The organism is Streptomyces cellostaticus, from assembly GCF_023630175.1.
In the GTDB taxonomy this organism is placed as follows: Bacteria; Actinomycetota; Actinomycetes; order Streptomycetales; family Streptomycetaceae; genus Streptomyces; species Streptomyces cellostaticus_A.
In genome coordinates, this window is the sequence record NZ_JALLIN010000017.1 from 75,878 (window position 1) to 93,994 (window position 18,117).

Here is an 18,117-nt window from a genome sequence, read left to right on the forward strand (position 1 = left end):
GGTCGCCGGCCGTGGTCGGGAAGGGCGGCCCGGCGCGGTAGAAAGGATGTATGGCGGAGTCGGAAACCCCGGTCGGGGACGTGGATGACGTGGACGTGGTCACGCGAGCGGTGCTGACCGCTTCCCGGTTGCTGGTGGCGGTCTCCGCACGCTCGCTCGCCGAGGTCGAGGAGCGGGTCACCCTGCCGCAGTTCAGGATGCTGGTCGTGCTGGCGAGCCGCGGCGCCACCAAACTGGTCGACCTGGCGGAGCTGCTGCACGTCGCGCCGTCGACGGCCATGCGCATGGTGGACCGGCTGATCGCGGCCGGGCTCGCGGACCGGCAGCACAACCCGGCCAACCGCCGGGAGACCATGCTGCGGCTCACCGAGGAGGGGCGGCGCACGGTCGAGACGGCGACCGCCCGGCGCCGGGCCGAGATCGCCGCCATCGTGCAACGGCTCCGGCCGACGCAGCGGCTGGCGCTCGTCGAGGCGCTCGACGCCTTCAACGAGGCAGGCGGAGAGCCTCCGGCCTCGGCCGGAGGCGTGGATACGCACCCGCTCGGCTGGGCGCTCGACCTGCCGGCGGGGCGTGGCGGCTGACCGCGACGCGGCCGTCGCCTGTGATGCGAATCACGTTCGTGTCGAGCCGCCGATTGCATAGGCTAAACGTGCTGGTCGGGTCACGCGCCCGGTGACGCGCACGGCCGGCGGGTCCGCCCCTGGCATGCGGGTCCGGCGCGGCCGGGTGCCGTGCCGGTCGGGTGTCCGGCCGCGGCGCGATCGGCCGATGCGCGTGTGGCAGCCACCTCGAAACACTACGCTTGCACTATGCAAAGGGTGTCGGCGTGTCTCCGTCCGGCGGCGAGCCACGGGGGCCGTCGGCGGGAGAGGCGCACCGACCGGCGGAGGGGCTGCTGGACGGCTGGTGCCGTCGGCGCTGCGGAGTCTGTGGGCGCTGGGAGCGAGCGGATCGAATGGGCGGGGACACCGCAGGACACGACCGGCCGGCCGGCGCGCCGTTCAGGGTCTCCGCCGCCTACGAGGGCAGCACCCCCGACATCGCGCGAGCGCGCGAGCTGGCGCGCTCCTTCCTCGGCCAGGTGTGGTCCGCCCATGGCCTGCCGGTGTCGGAGCGCGCTTCCGGCACGGTGCAGCTCGTGGTGAGCGAACTCGTGACGAACGCCTTCAAGTACGCGCCGGGGCCGTGCCTGCTCGACATCGAGCTGCTGGAGGCAAGCGTGCGGATCACCGTCTGGGACAGTGCGCTCGACCTGCCGGTGATCATGGCTCCTGAGCCGGGCCGGGCCGGGCAGCACGGTCTGGAGATCGTCACGGCGCTGAGCGAGAGCTTCGCCGTGTATCCGGAGCCGGTCGGCAAACGCACCGTGGCGACCGTGCCGCTCACGGGCGGTCCCGGAGAGGCCGCGGCCGGTCGGCGCCCTTGACGAGCCGGTACGGGCGCCGGGCTCCGGCCATGACGGAGGTCCGGGCGGCCCCGGTGGGAGTGCCGCGCCCGGCCGCCGCGATGTCGGGTGGTTCGCGGCGGAGGGGTCACGGCGGCCCGGTCACGGCGGAGGGGTCACGGCAGAGGGGAGCCGCGGCCAGCCTCCAGGCGGACGAAGGGAATGGCTCGGCCGGCTTCCCGGAACCCGGCCTCGGTGCCGTCCGCGGGTAGACCGAGGAACGCGCACAGGCGGCGTGCGACCCGGGGATGCCGCGGCCCGTAGCGCGCCATGACGTCGGCACCCTCGTCCTGCGTGAGGAAGTGGGCGGTGACGGCGAAGTGGCGATTGCCGAGCTGGATCACCGTCTCCGGCCGGGCCCGCAGGTTCTGGTACCAGGCGGACCCGGAACCGAACCCGGAGGCCACGATCAGACTGCCGTCGGCCGGCGCGTACTCCACCACCTCGAGGACCACTCGGCGGTCGAGGCCACTGACCCGGCCGGTGTGGTGGAGCAGCAGCAGTCGCTTGCCGAAGACCCATCCCAGCCCGCACCGGAACAGCACGATGGGTAGCCGCGCGGCGAAGCGCTGCCAGCCGCGGGGCGGGTGGCGGCGGGTCGGGGTGGTCTGCCGGTCGGACATGTTCGCCTTCCTGCGGTCGGACGTGCCGGCCCTCGCCCTCGGTTCCGCCGGAGGGCTTGGGGGAGAGCCACTTGCTCGCGGGCATATTTGCATAGTCTAAAACAGAGGGGTGGGCGCGTCTCAGGGCATCCGGGCGGCTCCCGTGAACTGTGACATCGCTGGAGGACGCATGACCGGGGACAAGCCGACGTCGGGTTCCGCCCTGCTGACCTGGATGCCGGTGGCGGTGATGATCGTCGTCGCCGCGGTGGACGTGGTGGCCGGTCCGGGAGTGGGATTCCTGCCGCTGGTCTCCCTGGGCCCCGCGTTCGCCGGCCTGGTCGGCGGGTGGCGGCGGACGGTGCTGATCGGATCCGTGGCGCTGCTGCTGTGCGTCGTCCTGGGGATGTACGACGGACTCTTCGAGGAACGGCGGGGGTTCACCGCGATGGCGTCGGTCGGCGGGGTCACCGGGGTGGGCATCGCGGCCGCGGTGATGCGCTCGCGCAGGGAGGCGGAGCTGGCCAGTGTGCGGTCGATCGCCGAGGTGGCGCAGCGGGTGCTGCTGCGGCCCGTGCCGCGGACCGCCGGCCCCTTGCAGGTGGCGGTGTCCTACACATCGGCGGTCGCGGAGGCGCGCATCGGCGGCGATCTGTACGAAGTGGTCGCCTCTCCGCACGGGATCCGGGTGATCGTGGGCGATGTGCAGGGCAAGGGGCTGGCCGCGGTGGAGACCGCCGCCGTGGTGCTCGGCGCCTTCCGGGAGGCGGCCCACGACGAGGCCGACCTCGTCGGGCTCGGGGAGCGTCTCGAGAGATGCGTCGGCCGTGAGGTGGACGGAGAGAAGTTCGTCACCGCCGTCCTCGCCGAGATCGGCGAGGGCCACGAGGTCACGTTCCTGAACTACGGCCATCCCGCTCCCATGGTGGTGCGGCGGGACGGAACCTCCGACTTCCCGGAACCCCCGGCCTACGCGCTGCCCCTGGGCCTGGGCGCCCACGACGGCGACGCGCCGGAGCCCTACCGGGTGCCGTTCGGTCCCGGCGAGCAGTTGTTGCTGTACACGGACGGCGTCACCGAGGCGCGGGACGCGAGGGGCTCCTTCTATCCGCTGGGCGAGCGCGGGGCGGACCTGCTGCAGGCGCCCGCGGCGCACGGTGCCCTGCAACGGCTGCGCGAGGACCTGGTGCGTCACGTCACCGGACCCCTTCACGACGATGCCGCCATGCTTCTGCTGCGGTACCACAGTCACGGTGGGGCGAAGGAGCGCGCCCCCGCGTGAGGCCGATCGGCCGCCTCGCACGTGCGCAGGCCCGGGCGTGCCCCCGCTCGGTCGTCCCGGTGCCAGGCGGAGGTGCGCGTCATCGGCCGGCGGACACCGGCCCGGTGGATGCGTAATTGTTTGTCTCATGCAAAGATTGCAGGGGGTCACGCCGCCGGTTGGCCGTCCGGCGCGCAGGAGTGATCGGCACAGGAATCGCGGGCAGGGGCATGAGCGACCGGCGGCGGGGCCCCGCCAGCCGAGGGCAGGACGCATACGCTCGTCACACAGGGGAGACACAGTGGCCGCCGAAGTGCCGGGCCAGGGGCACAGGTCAGGGGAAGGCGACGATGCCATACCCGTGCCGGACGCCGTATGGCGCCGATTCCTGGACGACACCGAACAAGCGATACGGGCTTCCGCTCCCAGGGAGCTGTCCGCGTACGAACGGTTGGCCAGGGCCCGCCGCGCCCCGGTCGACGCGGTCGGCGCGGTCGGCGAGTTGTGGCAGGCGGAGGAGCCCCGGCGCCGTTCCGCCTGGCGGCATCTGGACCGTCGCGCCCGGTACCGCCAGGCCGGACGCGTCCTGTGCGCGATCGCCGCGGTGGTCCTCGCCGTGGCGGCCCTCTCCCGTCTGCCTCCGGCGCAGGGCGCCCGCGCGGACGAGCGAGGCGAGGACACCCCGCGGCGGTCGGGGGTCGTGCTGCCGGACGGAGTGCCCGTCGACACGGTGGTGTCGTCCGCGGAATCCCGTCCGTTCGACGGCGCGCCGCCGGTACTCGGCAGCGTCGACCACTCGCCCTGGTAGCCGCTCGCGACGGGCGCACCGACGGGGCGGGGCAGTCCGCACCCGGCCGGGGGCGCGCCCGCACCCGCGCGCGCCCGGGGTGCCGGCACCCACCCCCGCGGCCGTGCCGGGCGGCGGATCCCGCGCGCCGAGGCCGTGCGCGGCTCCGGGCATCGCCGTCACCCGGCTCCACGATGAAGATCATCACCTCGGTCGCGCCGTCCGGCCGGGCGGGTCCGACCGCGAACGGTCCCGCTCCCTGCACGGACTCGGTGGTGGCCGGCAGCCGGCTCTGCCACGACGAGGCGGGGTGCGGGCCGATCCCGGGGCCGCCGTGGCCCGGGGGTTCACCGTGTCGGCTCCCGGATCGCCGTCGCGGCACCCGCCGAGGGCGGCCGCTCGGCGTCGACTCCGCCGGCCGTGCCGTCCGGCGGCTGCGGACCACCCGTTGAGGAGTGACTTTCCGGGCACTATCTCTTCGTCGCCGGCGCCGTGTCCCTATGAGGACGAGGGCAAGGGTGGACAGAATGCGTCATGGTGAGGCTGCCTCGGCAGCGTCCGCTGGGCGGGGCTCCCCGCCGACCGGCCGCGCGGCCGGCTGCCTCACCTTGACGGCGGGCAGTTCCAACGGAAGGGGAGCCGATCGTGCGGGCACGCGACCTGGCAGTGGAGTACGAGACCGTGAGCGTCGACACCGACGCCGTGACGGCGGCGCGGCTGATGGCCGAGCACCGGCTGCCGGCACTCCTGGTCGTCGACGAGGACGGGGTGCCGAAGGCGATCCTCCCCGCCTCGCAGATGATCAAGATCCTCGTGCCGTCGTACGTGATCGAGGACCCGACGCTGGCCGCGGTGGTCGACGAACGCCACGCCGACCGGCTGTGTCAGGCACTCCAGGGCCGTACGGTCCGTGACTGCCTGTCCAAGACCTTTCCCGCGCCCCCGCTCGCCGAGCCCGACGCGACCGCGCTGGAGGTCGCGGCGCTGATGGCCCAGGTCCGCAGTCCGCTGGTGGCGGTCGTCGAGGAGGGCAGGACCGGGAAACGCCTGCTGGGCGTCGTCACCGCGTCCCATCTGCTCGAGCGGCTCCTGAGCGCCGGTTCCTGAGGCGGGCGGACCCGGTGGCGCGGAACGTTGCCGGGACACGGCAATGGCCACCGCGGCCGGCTGCGGGCAACCAACCTGTCAAAGACGCTTCAAGGAAAGGTAAGGTTCCCTCTGGTGTGCCGGGAAGCCTGGTCGGCGAGCAGGGGACAGTTCTCTCTTCCGATCGGGGCGTCGGCCATGGTTCTCATAGCGGTGTTCGGTGTCGCGCTGCTGGTGGCGGTGCTGCTGTCGGGCCTCGCGGCCCGGACGGTGCTCTCCACCTCGCTGCTCTTCCTCGCCGGCGGCGCTCTCGTCGGTGACGGCTTCCTGGGCCTCGTCCACATCACGCCGGACAGCGGACTCGTGTCGGTGACGGCCGACCTGGCCCTCTTCTCGGTGCTGTTCACCGACGGCATGCACGTCTCCCTGCCCAAGCTGCGCGCGCACTGGAAGAACCCGGCACGCGCCCTGGGCCTGGGCATGCCCCTGGCGTTCCTCTTCACGGGGCTGGCCGCGCACTGGCTGGCCGGCCTGGACTGGACGACGGCCTTCCTGGTCGGAGCGGTGCTCGCGCCCACGGACCCGGTGTTCGCGTCGGCGATCGTGGGCCGCGTCGCGGTCCCGGCCAAGCTCCGGCAACTGCTCAACGTGGAGAGCGGCATCAACGACGGCCTGGCCCTGCCGGTGGTCCTGGTGCTCATCGCCGCCTCCGGGCCGACCGGCGGTACCGTCGACGCCGCGCCGGGCACCATCGCGGTCGAGCTGCTGCTCGGCCTGCTCCTCGGTGTCGCCCTGCCGCTCCTCGTCAACGGGCTGGTGCGTTTCCGGCTGCTGGGGGCGGAGCCCAAGCTCCAGCCTTTGCTGCCGCTGGCCACCGGGGTCATCCTCTACGCGGTGTGCCACCTCACACACGCCAACCCGTACCTGGCGGCCTTCTCCGCGGGTGCGGTGCTCGCGCACGTGTCGCCGGAGGCGAAGGTGTCCTTCGAGCCGCTGGGCGAGGCGCTGGCGGAGCTGGCGAAGTTCGCGGCGCTGCTGGTCTTCGGCGCGCTGCTGACCCCGCAGTTGTTCGTCGGACTGTCGCTCGGCGGGTACGCGGTGGTGCTCCTCGCCATCGTCCTGTTCCGCCCGGCCTCGTTGCTGTTGTCACTGCTGGGCACCCGCATCTCGCGGCGGGAGAAGCTGGTGGCGGCCTGGTTCGGCCCGAAGGGCTTCGCCTCGGTCGTGTACGGGCTGCTGGTGCTGCAGTCCGGCATCCCCCAGGCACAGGAGGCGTTCACCCTGATCGCGGTGTGCATCGCCTTCTCGATCATCGCCCACAGCTCCACGGACGTCCCGATCGCCCGTGCCTTCGACGTCGAGGACCTGGCGGGCGTCCCGGCCGGGGACGACGACGCCGAAGTCCCGCCCATGAAGACCGCACCGACAGCAGAAGGAATCGGAGGACTGTGAACGACTGGCACAGCTGGGCGGCGATCGTCGTCTTCGTCGGCGCCTACGCGCTGATCATCAGCGAGAAGATCCACCGCGTCGCCGTGGCCCTGGGCGGTGCGGGCCTGATGCTCGCGATCGGCGCCACCGACGACATCTCGGCCTTCTACTCGGAAGAGTCCGGCATCGACTGGAACGTCATCTTCCTGCTGATGGGCATGATGATGATCGTCGGCGTACTGAAGAAGACCGGTATGTTCGAGTACCTGGCGATCTGGGCGGTCAAGCGGGCGCGGGCCAAACCGTTCCGGGTCATGGCCATGCTCGTCGTCATCACGGCGGTGGCCTCGGCCCTGCTCGACAACGTCACGACCGTCCTGCTGGTCGTCCCGGTCACCCTGCTGGTGTGCGAGCGGCTGGCGCTGCCGTCCTCGCCGTTCCTCATCGCGGAGGTGATGGCCTCGAACATCGGCGGCACCGCGACCCTGGTCGGCGACCCGCCGAACATCATCATCGCCAGCCGCGCCGGGCTCACCTTCAACGACTTCGTGGTCCACCTCGCCCCGATCGCCGCCGTGCTGGTGGTGGTCCTGCTGGTCCTGTGCCGGGTGATGTTCCGCAAGTCGTTCGTCTACGACGAGGACCGCGCCGCCGAGATCATGGCGCTGGAGGAGCGCGAAGCCATCAAGGACTCCCGCCTGCTGGTCCAGGGCCTCATCGTCCTGGCCCTGGTCGTCGCCGGCTTCGTGCTCCACCCGGTGTTCCACTACGCGCCCAGCGTCGTCGCCCTGCTCGGGGCCGGACTGCTCGTCGCCGCTTCCGCGGTCGAGACCCATGAGGTGCTCGCCGAGGTCGAGTGGCCCACCCTCGCCTTCTTCGCGGGCCTGTTCGTCATGATCGGCGGGCTCATCGACACCGGTGTCGTCGGCCAGGTGTCCCACCAACTGGCCGGCCTGATCGGCGGGAACGAACTGGCCGGCTCACTCACCCTGCTCGGTGGTTCGGCGGTCCTGTCGGGCGTCGTCGACAACATCCCGTACGTCGCCACCATGGCGCCCATCACCGCCGACCTCGTCCACGACATGGGCGGCGCGGGCGACCACGTCATGTGGTGGGCCCTCGCGCTCGGCGCCGACCTGGGCGGCAACGCCACCGCGATCGGGGCCTCCGCCAACGTGGTGGTCCTCGGCATCGCCGAGCGCAACCGCCGGCCCATCTCCTTCTGGGAGTTCACCAAGTACGGGCTGATCGTGACAGCCACGACCGTGGCGATCTCGCTGGTCTACGTGTGGCTGCGCTACTTCGCCCTCTCCTGACCGCTCACGGGCCGGCCGCCGTCCTGGACGCCGGCCGGCCCGTGAGCGGCGCCGGACCGTGGCCGGACCGGCCGGGCGGTCGGACGGGGAGCCGCCGCGCGCCCCGGCCGGCCGGCCCGTGGGCGAGTCCAGCCGCACCCGGCACCCGCGAGGCGGGCCCGGTGTGCCCGCGCGACGCCGGGAACGGCCGGTGCACGGGCCTGCGCGAGAACACCTGATCCGCCGGTCCCCGGGCCTCGTGCGAGCCGGGACCGCAGCGGACCGACCTGTGGTGAACGGCGTGGACGCGCCACCCGCTGCCGGGAAATGAGTGTCACCCGGGGCGCCCGAAGGCCCCGGGGCGCGCGGCTCAGATGTCCTTGGCCGGCCAGTCGAGCAGCCGGGCGCCGATGACCGCTGTCTGCAGCATGTAGCGGTGGGCGGGGTCGGCGGGGTTGGCGCCGGTGAGTTTGTGGATGCGTTCCAGGCGATAGGTCATGGCGCGCACACTGAGGGACAGCCGGCGCGCGGCCTCGGCCGCCACGCAGCCGGAGTCGAAGTAGGCGGTGAGCGTGTCCAGGAGCGGCTCGGCGCCGCCGCGTGCCGTGGTGAGCCGGCCGAGAGCGCCGAGAACGAGGTCGGCCATGGCCTGCCGGTCGCGGGTCAGGACGGGGTAGACGAGCAGGTCGGCGGAGTGCAGCACCGGGTCGTCCAGGCCCAGCCGCTCCGCCAGTTCCAGAGTGTTCAGGGCCTCCTCGTAGGACTGGACCACTCCTCCGGGGCCCGGTTGCGGGCGGCCGATCGCGACCGTGCCGCCGTCCGTGGCGGCGTGGGCCTGCTTGGCGAAGTAGGGGAGGATCTTGTCCTCGTGACCGGGGGCGACGCACAGCAGCCGGCCGTCCTTCGTGGTGAGCAGCACGTTGCGGTTGCCGAAGCGGGCCAGCAGCGCCTGCTCCACCTGCCGTGCGACCGGCGCGCCCTCCTCGTAGGCCACCGGGCCCTCGGCGACGGCGACCGCGTGGGCCTGCGAGAGGCGCAGACCGAAGCGCTCGGCGCGTTCGGCCAGGCGGCCCAGATCGCTGCGACCGTAGAGCAGGTCGTCGATGAACTCCCGTCGCGCGGCCTCCTCCTGGCGCACGGCGAGGCGCTGGGCGTGCTCGTAGCCCTCGGCGAAAGCGTCTATCGCCTGCTGCACGGCGGCCAGGGTGCTGTCGGCCGAGCCGGAGCTGAGTGACCGGACGGCGCGCGACGCGGTGAGGTGGGCGCTGACGAGGGCCCGCAGCCCGTAGCCGGCCTCGGCCGCCTGCTCGCCGAGGGCCCGCCGGGACTCGACCTCGTCCCTGGTGAGACGACGGCCCGTTGCCGAGACGTCGGTCAGGATACGGGCGTAGCCGTCCAGATACTGCTCGGGTACGTCCCGATCCGTCACACCGGCCCCCTGGTCCTGTCACCCCGGCGACGCCCTCCTGGCGGGTCACCGGCATGCAGACCTTAGTGAACACTGCCGGACATCGGCAATGCGGGCGGGAACACCGGTCCTCCATCATGACGCAGGGGGAGCGCCGCGGAGCGTTTCGATGCCGGACACCGGCAGGTGCGGGGCACCGGCGGGTACGGCCCCGGAACCCGTACCCGAGCAGTGGGCCCTTCCCCGACGCGCGCCTGTCTCTCTCCACCGCCCTACGCCCCAAGGACGTATGCCATGTCTGTCATCGGCGTCCTCGCCGCCGCCTTCCTCCTTTTCGCCGCCCTCGCGCTGCTCTTCGTCTCCCGGCTGTTCCGGAAGGTGGAGCAGGGGAAGGCGCTGATCGTCTCCAAGATGCGCAAGGTCGATGTGACCTTCACCGGGCAGGTCGTGCTGCCGGTGCTGCACAAGGCCGAGGTGATGGACATCTCGGTGAAGACCATCGAGATCACCCGGGCCGGCAAGGAAGGACTGATCTGCCGGGACAACATCCGCGCGGACATCCGCATCTCGTTCTTCGTCAAGGTCAACAAGACGGTGGAGGACGTCATCAAGGTCGCGCAGGCCGTCGGCACCCAGCGGGCGAGCGACCAGGGCACGCTGCAGGAGCTGTTCCACGCGAAGTTCTCCGAGGCCCTGAAGACCGTCGGCAAGCAGATGGACTTCACCGACCTGTACACCCAGCGTGAGGAACTCCGCTACAAGATCATCGAGTTGATCGGGGTGGACCTCAGCGGCTACCACCTTGAGGACGCCGCGATCGACTACCTGGAGCAGACGCCGCTCACACAGCTCGACCCGGCCAACGTGCTCGACGCACAGGGCATCCGCAAGATCACCGAGCTGACGGTCGTGGAGCACGTGCGTACCAACGAGGCGCAGCGCACCGAGGAGAAGGAGATCACCCGGCAGAACGTCGACGCCCGTGAGGCCATCCTGGAGCTGGAGCGCCGGCAGGCGGACGCGGAGATCAAGCAGCGCCGGGAGATCGAGACCGTCCGGGCCCGTGAGGAGGCCGAGACGGCGCGGGTGGTGGAGGAGGAGCGGCTGCGGGCGCAGTCCGCGTTCCTGAGGACCGAGGAGCAGCTCGGCGTGCAGCGGGAGAACCAGGCCCGCGAGGTCGCCGTCGCGCAGAAGAACCGCGAGCGGGTCATCGCCGTGGAGAACGAGCGCATAGAGAAGGACCGCCTCCTCGAGGTCATCGCCCGGGAGCGCGAGACCCAGTTGACGCAGATCGCCGCCTCCAAGGAGGTCGAGGGGGAGAAGCGGGAGATAGCCGAGGTCATCCGCGAGCGGGTGGCGGTGGACCGCACCGTCGCCGAGCAGGAGGAGGCCATCAAGAAGCTGCGCGCCGTCGAGGAGGCCGAGCGGCAGCGCCAGGCCGTGATCATCGCCGCGGAGGCCGAGGCGCAGGAGAAGCTGGTCAAGGACATCAAGGCGGCCGAGGCGGCCGAACAGGCCGCCGTGCACCGCGCAGCCGAGGAACTGACGCTCGCCGAGGCCCGGTTGAAGAGCGCCGACCTCGACGCCCAGGCCAGGAGCCGCCTCGCCGAGGGCATCCAGGCCGAAACCGCCGCCGAGGGCCTGGCGGCCGTCCAGGTCCGCGACAAGGAGGCCGAGGTCCTCCAGAAGGCCGGCCGCGCGGAGGCCGAGGCGACCGAGGCCCGGATGCGGGCCGAGGCGGAGGGCGCCCGGGCGAAGGCGCTCGCCGACGCCGAGGGCATCGGCGAGAAGCTGAAGGCGGAGGCGGCCGGCCTGACGGAGAAGGCGGCGGCGATGGCCGCGCTCGACGACGCGTCCCGCGGCCACGAGGAGTACCGGCTGCGGCTCCAGGCCGAGAAGGACATCCGGCTCGCCGGACTCGACGTGCGAAAGCAGGTCGCCGAGGCGCAGGCCACGGTCCTCGCCACCGGACTGGAGAACGCCGACATCAACATCGTCGGCGGGGAGTCGGTCTTCCTCGACCGCCTCGTCTCCTCGATCGCGCTCGGTGAGAGCGTCGACGGATTCGTCCGGCACTCGCAGACGGCCCAGGCACTCGCCGGGCCCTGGCTGGACGGCTCGTCGAACTTCACCGACGACCTCGGCCGCGTCCTCGGCTCGGTCTCCACGGCGGACATGCAGAACCTGACCGTCTCCGCGCTGCTGATGAAGCTGATGAACGGCGGCGCCACCGACGCCGGGCGGCTCGGGCAACCGCTGGACAGGGCGGCGGAGCCGGCTCCGGCCGACGCCCCGCCGGCCACGCTCAACGGCAGCGCCAAGGCTTGACGGACCCGCGGTCCGCGGCCGCCGCGCAGGGGACGGCGGCCGCGGACCGCGCTCCTTCCTCCCGACTTCCTGAGAGGGACCCCATGACCACCGGCCCGGACACGGGTACGTACGAGGTGCTGCGCGACCGCCTCACCGCGCAGGCGGCCGAACTGGCCCGCCGCGCCGAGGCACTCAACCTCCGCCGAGCGCAGGAGTTCGGCTCCACCCGGCTCGAACTCGCCGGCACCCGGCGACTGCGCACCGAACACACCTGCGTGCCCCGGGACCTCGTCGCCGTCGGCGGCAGCCTGCTCCTCGGCCACGACGTGGTCCCCGGCCGGGGGCCCGGGACGACCGTCGGCGATGTCCTCGCGCTGTACGACCGCGACCTGAACCCGCTGCCTCCGGACGCCGTACCCGGGCTGCTAGACGACCCCGCCTTCGTCGACGAGTTCGCCGCCCTGCACCGCTACTACCGGCAGGCCCGCCTCCTGCGGCTCCGCCGCGTCGACGGCAGGCTGCTGGCCGTCTTCCAGACCGGCGAGAAGACGGGCGACATCCGCGTCCTGCGCTGGGCCGTGACCGACGACGGGCGGGTCTCCTTCCTGGACGCGCGCGGGGACCGGGACCATGTCCTCCCGCCCGCCCACGACTTCGAGTGGCGGCCGACGTCGCGCGAGGACCACGTCCTCGGCCGTCACCCGCACGTCGCCATCGAGGGCGAGGTCTTCGTCGGGACCGTCGGCGGCACCCTCACCGTCAAGATCGAGAACGACACGGAGACCGGCGAGGGCGTCCACGCCGAGCCGGTCGACGAGCCCCTGCAGTCCCTGGCCGACGCGGACATCATGTACGCACGCGTGGGCGCCCTGATCCTGCTCAGGGTGCGCCCCTACAAGGAGGACGCACACCGCCACCTGGTGTTCAGCACCCTCACCAGGACGGTCGTCCGCCTGGACGGCGTCGGGCAGGCGTGTCGCCGGCTGCCCGACGACCAGGGCATCGTCTTCCCCGGCGGATACTGCCTGGCCACGGGCGCTCACAAGAGCTTCGACGGCGCCGGCACCGACGGCCTGGCGTTCGAGCGGGTGATCCGCTCGCCCAACGGCGAGGACGTGCTGTTCGCCTTCCACGCGCCCGAGGACGGCCGCGGCCTGCTGCTGCCGTACAACGTGATCCGCAAGGAGGCCGCGACCCCGCTGTCCTGCCACGGCTGGGCGCTCTTCGACGACGGCGTGCTCGTCGTGCTGCGTGCGGACGGCGACGAACCGCAGCGCGTCCACCCCGTCCAGCTCTGGAACTCCGCCTTCGTCTCCGACACCCACGCCGCCGCCCGGCCCGCCGGCACCGGGCCGCTGGCCCGCGTCGGCAACGCCGACCTCGTGCGCGGCATCTCCGCGTGTCTCTCCGTCACCCGCGCCGTCACCGGGACCACCCCGACGAGCGAGGTGTACGAGGCACTGGTGGCGGCCTGCGTCCGTGCCGCGGACTCCCACCACTGGCTGGGCGAGCCCGGACTCGGAGATCTGCACGAGCCGCTCACGCAGGTGCGGGCCACCGCCGAGCAGGTCCTGGCCGAGTTCGAAACCGTTCAGGCCCTCACCCGGCAGGCGGCCGACGCGCTCACGGAAGCCGGCGCGCGGATGGCCGCCGTCGTGCGGCGGCTGCGCGGCGAGACCCCTCGAAGCGCCGCCGACTGGGTCGCGGGGCTGACCGAACTCCGCCACGCCCAGGGCCGTCTGCTCGCCCTCAGGGAGGTGCGCCACACCGACACCGCCCGTATCGACGAACTGACCGCCGAGGCCGAGGCCGCCCTCGCCGCCTTCGGCAGGCGGGCCGTCACCGACCTCGCCCGCGAGGACGCGTTCGCCGCCCACCGGGCCGAGGTCGGGCAACTCGCCGCCGACGCCGAGGCGGTGCCCACCGTCGCCGAGGCCGCGCCCGTCGCCGCCCGCCTCGACCAGCTCGCCGACGGGCTGCGCACGGTCACCGACGTGGTCGCCGGCCTCGACATCGCCGACACCACCTCCCGTACGTCCATCCTCGGGCGGATCGCCGAGGTCCTCGGCGGGGTGAACCGGGCCCGTGCCCTGCTCGACGGCCGTCGCCGCGCACTCCTGGACCGGGAGGGACGCGCCGAGTTCGCCGCCGAGTTCGCCCTGCTGGGCCAGGCGGCCGCCGGTGCCCTCGCCGTCGCCGAAGGACCCGAGGAGTGCGACGAACAACTCGCCCGCCTGCTCGTGCAGTTGGAGAATCTGGAGTCGCGGTTCGCGGAGTTCGACGACTTCCTCGGCGACCTCACCGACAAGCGCGAGCACCTGTACGAGGCGTTCTCCGCGCGAAAGCAGTCCCTCCTCGACGCCCGTGCCCTGCGTGCCGAACGCCTGGCGGACTCGGCCGCCCGGGTCCTGCGGACCGTCGGCCGCCGGGCCGCCACGCTCCCCGACACGGACGCCGTCACCACCTACTTCACCTCCGACCCCGTCGTCGCCAAGGCCCGCCGGGTCGCCGACGACCTGCGCGCACTGGCGGACCACGTCAGGGCGGAGGAGATCGACGGCCGTCTGGAGTCCGCCCGTCAGGAAGCCTTCCGGGCCGTGCGGGACCGTACCGACCTCTACGATGACGACGGCCGGACCCTCCGTCTCGGCGCCCACCGCTTCGCGGTCAACACCCAGCCACCGGACCTCACGCTCGTCCCGCACGGCGAGGGACTGGCCTTCGCCCTGACCGGTACCGACTACCGCTCCCCGGTCACCGCCCCCGACTTCGCCGCGACCCGCCCGTACTGGGACCGCCCGCTGCCCTCGGAGTCGCCCGAGGTCTACCGGGCCGAACACCTCGCCGCCCGGCTGCTGGACGAGTACGGCACGGCGGCCCTGGAGGCGGCGGACCTGCCGGCCCTCGTGGGGCAGGCGGCGCAGGCGGCGTACGACGAGGGGTACGAACGCGGTGTCCACGACCACGACGCGGCCCTGATCCTCACCGCCGTCCTGCGGCTCTGCGCGCAGGCGGGCCCTCTTCGCCACGAGCCCGCGGCGCGTGCCGCCGCGCAGATGTTCTGGGCCCACCGCACGACCGCCGAGGCCCGGCAGGAGTGGCGGCGGCGCGCGGTCTCGCTGGCCCGCGCGCGGGACACGTTCGGACCGGCGCCCGCCGTCGACGACCTTCGGCGGGAGCTGGCGGAGGCGATCGGCACCCCGGCGGCCGCCGCCTACCTCTTCGAGGAACTGACCAGCGGCCCCGGCGGCTTCGTCATCAGCGCGCGTACCCGCACCCTTCTCGGCAGGTTCCACCACGCGGTCGGCACGTCGGGCTACCAGGAGGACCTCGGCGCGCTCGGCGACCCGGCCGCACGTGAACAACTCGTCCACGCCTGGCTGTCGTCGTACACCGCCTCGACCGGTGCGGACACCACCCCCGGTGACCTGGCCGAGGCGGTGGCCGCCGAACTCTGCCCCGACCTCGACCGCTACGACTCCGACGCGCCGCTGACGAGGACGGTCGAAGGGCTGCTCGGGGTCCATCCCCGCATCACCGACCGGTCCCTGCCGCTCCGCATCGACGAGTTCCTCGCCCGGACCCAGGCGTTCCGCACCCATGACGTCCGCGGCCACCGCGCCTACCTGCGGCGCCGCACGGAGCTGGTGGCGGCCGAGCACGAGCGGCTGCGCCTGGACGAGTACCGGCCGCGGACCACGTCCTGGTTCGTGCGCGGCAGACTCGTCGACGAGGTGTACCTCCCGCTGATCGGCGACAGCCTCGCCAAGCAGCTCGGCACCACCGGTGAGTCCAGGCGCACCGACACCGGCGGCCTGCTGCTGCTCGTCTCACCGCCCGGTTACGGCAAGACGACCCTCATGGAGTACGTCGCGGAACGCCTCGGCCTGATCCTGGTGAAGGTCGACGGCCCCGCCCTCGGGCACGCCGTCACCTCTCTCGATCCGGCCGCGGCCCCGAACCTGACGGCCCGCCGGGAGGTCGAGCGGATCAACTTCGCGCTGGAGGCGGGCAACAACACGCTGCTGTACCTGGACGACATCCAGCACACCTCGCCCGAACTGCTGCAGAAGTTCATCCCGCTGTGCGACGCCACCCGCCGCATCGAGGGCGTCCGGGACGGCGAACCGCGCTCGTACGACCTGCGCGGGAAGCGTTTCGCGGTGTGCATGGCCGGCAACCCCTACACCGAGTCCGGCGCCCGATTCCGTGTCCCCGACATGCTCGCCAACCGGGCCGACGTCTGGAACCTCGGCGACGTCCTGACCGGCAGGCAGGACGCGTTCGCGCTGAGCTTCGTGGAGAACGCCCTCACCGCGAACCCCGTCCTCGCCCCGCTCGCCGGCCGCGACCGCGCCGATCTGGAGCGGCTGATCCACCTCGCGCGGGAGGACCGGGCGCGGGACGACCCGGCGGCCCGCGCGGACCTGCTCACCCATCCCTACGCGCCCGCCGAACTGGAACAGATCCTGGCCGTGCTGCGCCACCTGCTGACCGCCCGCGACACCGTCCTCGCCGTCAACCGTGCCTACATCGGCTCGGCGGCCCAGTCCGACAGCACGCGGACGGAACCGCCGTTCCGGCTCCAGGGCTCCTACCGCGACATGAACAAGATCGCCCAGCGCATCAAGCCGGTCATGAACGAACCCGAACTGTCCGCGCTGATCGACGACCACTACACGGCCGAAGCGCGGACCCTCGCCCGCGACGCCGAGGCCAACCTGCTGAAACTGGCCGAACTGCGCGGCACGCTCACGTCGGCGCAGGCCGACCGCTGGACCGACGTCAAGACCTCCTTCATCCGCACCCGGGCCCTCGGCGGGCCGGAGGACGACCCGCTCTCCCACGCGATCGCGGCGCTCGGCCTCCTGGCGGACCGCATCGAGGCCGTGGAGTCGGCCATCACCCGCGCCGCGGACCCCCGCCGCCTCATCAGCGGCCCGGCGGGCCCACACACGGTCCGGTCGCAGGGCGAGCGGCACCTCTGACGGGCACCGGTGCGCGGACGGCCGTCGGACCGGCCGCCGCGGATGCCGGTGGCGCCGTACGGCACCGCGGAGCGACCGAGCCGGAGACCGCCGCCGCGGCCGTCGCCGGCCGGCTCCGGCCGACCCAGCGGCCGGCCGGCGCCCGACCCGTTCCACCGGGCGCCGGAGGCGGGCCTGAGGCGCCCGGGACGGACGGTACGGAGCAGCGTCCCGCCCGGCCGGATCGCCGCCGGACCACCCGCGCACCGTGTCCGACGCGGACCCGGCCGGCCGGGCGCCGCCCGAACTCCTTTCCCTCCCTCCACCATGTTTTGCATAATGCAAGCCAAGCGGACGAGCATCGGCGGGCGTCGCCGGGCAGGGACAGGAGGGGCGGGGCGTGGCACGTATGCGCAGGCGGCGTCGGCCCTCGTCCGCCGCCGAGTCGTCTCTCATGGCGCACCTGCGGGCCGCGGTGTGGGGGCCGGCGGAGTTCGTCGGGCTGCCGCCCGGATGGCTCGTCGCGGAGGGCGTCCTCGTGGGGGCCGTCGCCAACGCCGCGATCATCGGTGCGGCACTCTTCGGCGCCTGGACCGGCAGAGCCTCGCTGGCCGACGGCGAAGCGGGGCTGGTGTGCGGTGCCGCGCTGGCCCTCTACCTGACGTCGGTCGGGGCCGGCCGCGCGCTGATAGGCGTCACCGCCCTGCTCGGAGTGTGCCTCGCGCTCCAGACCCCGCAGGCCGCCGCCGGCATGGTGCTGGCGGAGCGGGGGCGGGTGCAGTCGGCGGTGGTGACATCGGTCGAGGAGGGCAGGCCGCCGAACGGCGGCCACGGCCGCTATCTCTGCGCGGTCGTGGACCACGACGGCGTACCCTTCAAGGCCCCGATCTGGCGCGGTTGCGGGGAGGCGACGCGGCCGGGTGACGCGCTCGCCGTCGTCTACGACCCCGAGGGGCTGGTGTCGCCACGAGGGCTGTCCGGGGCGACGCAGCCGTGGTGGGACCTGGCCCCGTGGGGCACGGCCCTCATGGCCGCGAGCGTGACCGCCGTGGTGCGCTCGTACCGGCTCTCCAGCGCGCCCGACCTGCCGGAACACAGCGGCTGACGCGCCCCCGCGAGCCGCTGCCGGACCGTGGTCCGGGCGGTGGGCCCCGCGGCGCGGGGCCCCGGCCGCCGGTGGCGCGTCACCGCTCGTGCAGGCGCGCCGACGCCACCCGCCCCGGTCGCATGATGCGGATCTTGCGGCCCTCGCAGTCCGGGCAGCGCGGCGACTGGAGGGGTGAGGGAACGAGCGCGCCGTCGAGGTGGTACGTGGCGATGATCCGCTCGTGGTCGTCCACCGTCACATCGATGTCGTACGTGCTCTCCCACCCGTGTCCGCAGTCGAGGCAGACGAACGAGTAAGCGCGCTGGACGTGCTTCGCGTCCACGGTGCACCTCCTTGGAGTGAGTTCCCGATGAGGTCCTCCTATCCGTTCTTGCAGGGTGCAAAAGTAAAGCTCGGGCATCGATCGCACGGCCCG

The 18,117-nt window shown here is 72.9% G+C and carries 13 protein-coding genes; 10 read left to right on the forward strand and 3 right to left on the reverse strand.

Annotated features, from left to right (window positions below; genetic code table 11):
* Positions 1–50: 50 nt before the first annotated feature.
* Together MXD57_RS13375 and MXD57_RS13380 are read left to right on the forward strand one after the other, a co-directional pair.
* The gene (locus MXD57_RS13375) at positions 51–584 is read left to right on the forward strand and encodes a MarR family winged helix-turn-helix transcriptional regulator (protein ID WP_250401601.1); all 534 of its coding nucleotides are present in this window, start codon (positions 51–53) and stop codon (positions 582–584) included.
* Positions 585–958: 374 nt separating this feature from the next.
* Complete coding sequence (locus MXD57_RS13380) at positions 959–1,429, forward strand: ATP-binding protein (RefSeq protein WP_250401602.1); 471 nt, start codon at positions 959–961, stop codon at positions 1,427–1,429.
* 134 nt (positions 1,430–1,563) lie between these two features.
* Here MXD57_RS13380 and MXD57_RS13385 read toward each other — a convergent pair whose 3' ends face one another.
* Positions 1,564–2,070 carry a nitroreductase family deazaflavin-dependent oxidoreductase gene (locus tag MXD57_RS13385; protein ID WP_250401603.1) on the reverse strand — a complete coding sequence of 169 codons (507 nt, stop codon included), beginning with the start codon at positions 2,068–2,070 and terminating at the stop codon, positions 1,564–1,566.
* Between the two features lie 169 nt (positions 2,071–2,239).
* On the opposite strand from MXD57_RS13385, the gene MXD57_RS13390 reads away from it, so the two are divergent.
* From MXD57_RS13390 to MXD57_RS13410, 5 genes are all read left to right on the forward strand, one after another.
* Positions 2,240–3,331: a PP2C family protein-serine/threonine phosphatase gene (locus MXD57_RS13390; RefSeq protein ID WP_250401604.1), complete on the forward strand. Its 1,092-nt coding sequence runs from the start codon at positions 2,240–2,242 to the stop codon at positions 3,329–3,331.
* A gap of 340 nt (positions 3,332–3,671) precedes the next feature.
* Positions 3,672–4,118 carry a hypothetical protein gene (locus MXD57_RS13395; RefSeq protein ID WP_250401605.1) on the forward strand — a complete coding sequence of 149 codons (447 nt, stop codon included), beginning with the start codon at positions 3,672–3,674 and terminating at the stop codon, positions 4,116–4,118.
* Between the two features lie 624 nt (positions 4,119–4,742).
* Entirely contained in the window at positions 4,743–5,204 is a 462-nt protein-coding gene (locus MXD57_RS13400) for a CBS domain-containing protein (RefSeq protein WP_250401606.1), read from the forward strand.
* Between the two features lie 177 nt (positions 5,205–5,381).
* Positions 5,382–6,635 carry a cation:proton antiporter gene (locus MXD57_RS13405; protein WP_250401607.1) on the forward strand — a complete coding sequence of 418 codons (1,254 nt, stop codon included), beginning with the start codon at positions 5,382–5,384 and terminating at the stop codon, positions 6,633–6,635.
* On the forward strand, positions 6,632–7,930 hold the full coding sequence (locus MXD57_RS13410; protein WP_250401608.1) for an SLC13 family permease: 1,299 nt from the start codon (positions 6,632–6,634) through the stop codon (positions 7,928–7,930). The genes MXD57_RS13405 and MXD57_RS13410 overlap by 4 nt, the downstream gene beginning before the upstream one ends.
* Positions 7,931–8,279: 349 nt before the next feature.
* Here MXD57_RS13410 and MXD57_RS13415 read toward each other — a convergent pair whose 3' ends face one another.
* Entirely contained in the window at positions 8,280–9,338 is a 1,059-nt protein-coding gene (locus MXD57_RS13415) for a PucR family transcriptional regulator (RefSeq protein WP_250401609.1), read from the reverse strand.
* 273 nt (positions 9,339–9,611) lie between these two features.
* Between MXD57_RS13415 and MXD57_RS13420 the strand changes: the two genes are divergently transcribed.
* The 3 genes from MXD57_RS13420 to MXD57_RS13430 all read left to right on the forward strand — a co-directional run bounded on the left by MXD57_RS13420 (position 9,612) and on the right by MXD57_RS13430 (position 17,699).
* Entirely contained in the window at positions 9,612–11,645 is a 2,034-nt protein-coding gene (locus MXD57_RS13420) for an SPFH domain-containing protein (protein ID WP_250401610.1), read from the forward strand.
* 83 nt (positions 11,646–11,728) lie between these two features.
* Positions 11,729–16,615, forward strand: a complete 4,887-nt coding sequence (locus tag MXD57_RS13425; protein ID WP_250401611.1) for a DNA repair ATPase — start codon at positions 11,729–11,731, stop codon at positions 16,613–16,615.
* Positions 16,616–17,003: 388 nt separating this feature from the next.
* Positions 17,004–17,699 (forward strand): hypothetical protein, encoded by a 696-nt coding sequence (locus MXD57_RS13430; protein WP_250401641.1) that lies wholly within the window; start codon positions 17,004–17,006, stop codon positions 17,697–17,699.
* A gap of 79 nt (positions 17,700–17,778) precedes the next feature.
* Here the strand turns inward: MXD57_RS13430 and MXD57_RS13435 are convergent, their stop codons facing one another.
* On the reverse strand, positions 17,779–18,024 hold the full coding sequence (locus MXD57_RS13435) for a hypothetical protein (protein ID WP_250401612.1): 246 nt from the start codon (positions 18,022–18,024) through the stop codon (positions 17,779–17,781).
* Positions 18,025–18,117 lie beyond the last annotated feature (93 nt).

What these genes read in the sequence shown, in the direction of transcription:
- MXD57_RS13375 (WP_250401601.1), top strand. Translation starts at nt 51, where the DNA reads ATGGCGGAGTCGGAAACCCCGGTCGGGGACGTGGATGACGTGGACGTG.
- MXD57_RS13380 (WP_250401602.1), top strand. Translation starts at nt 959, where the DNA reads ATGGGCGGGGACACCGCAGGACACGACCGGCCGGCCGGCGCGCCGTTC.
- MXD57_RS13385 (WP_250401603.1), bottom strand. Translation starts at nt 2,070, where the DNA reads ATGTCCGACCGGCAGACCACCCCGACCCGCCGCCACCCGCCCCGCGGC.
- MXD57_RS13390 (WP_250401604.1), top strand. Translation starts at nt 2,240, where the DNA reads ATGACCGGGGACAAGCCGACGTCGGGTTCCGCCCTGCTGACCTGGATG.
- MXD57_RS13405 (WP_250401607.1), top strand. Translation starts at nt 5,382, where the DNA reads ATGGTTCTCATAGCGGTGTTCGGTGTCGCGCTGCTGGTGGCGGTGCTG.
- MXD57_RS13420 (WP_250401610.1), top strand. Translation starts at nt 9,612, where the DNA reads ATGTCTGTCATCGGCGTCCTCGCCGCCGCCTTCCTCCTTTTCGCCGCC.
- MXD57_RS13425 (WP_250401611.1), top strand. Translation starts at nt 11,729, where the DNA reads ATGACCACCGGCCCGGACACGGGTACGTACGAGGTGCTGCGCGACCGC.
- MXD57_RS13430 (WP_250401641.1), top strand. Translation starts at nt 17,004, where the DNA reads ATGCGCAGGCGGCGTCGGCCCTCGTCCGCCGCCGAGTCGTCTCTCATG.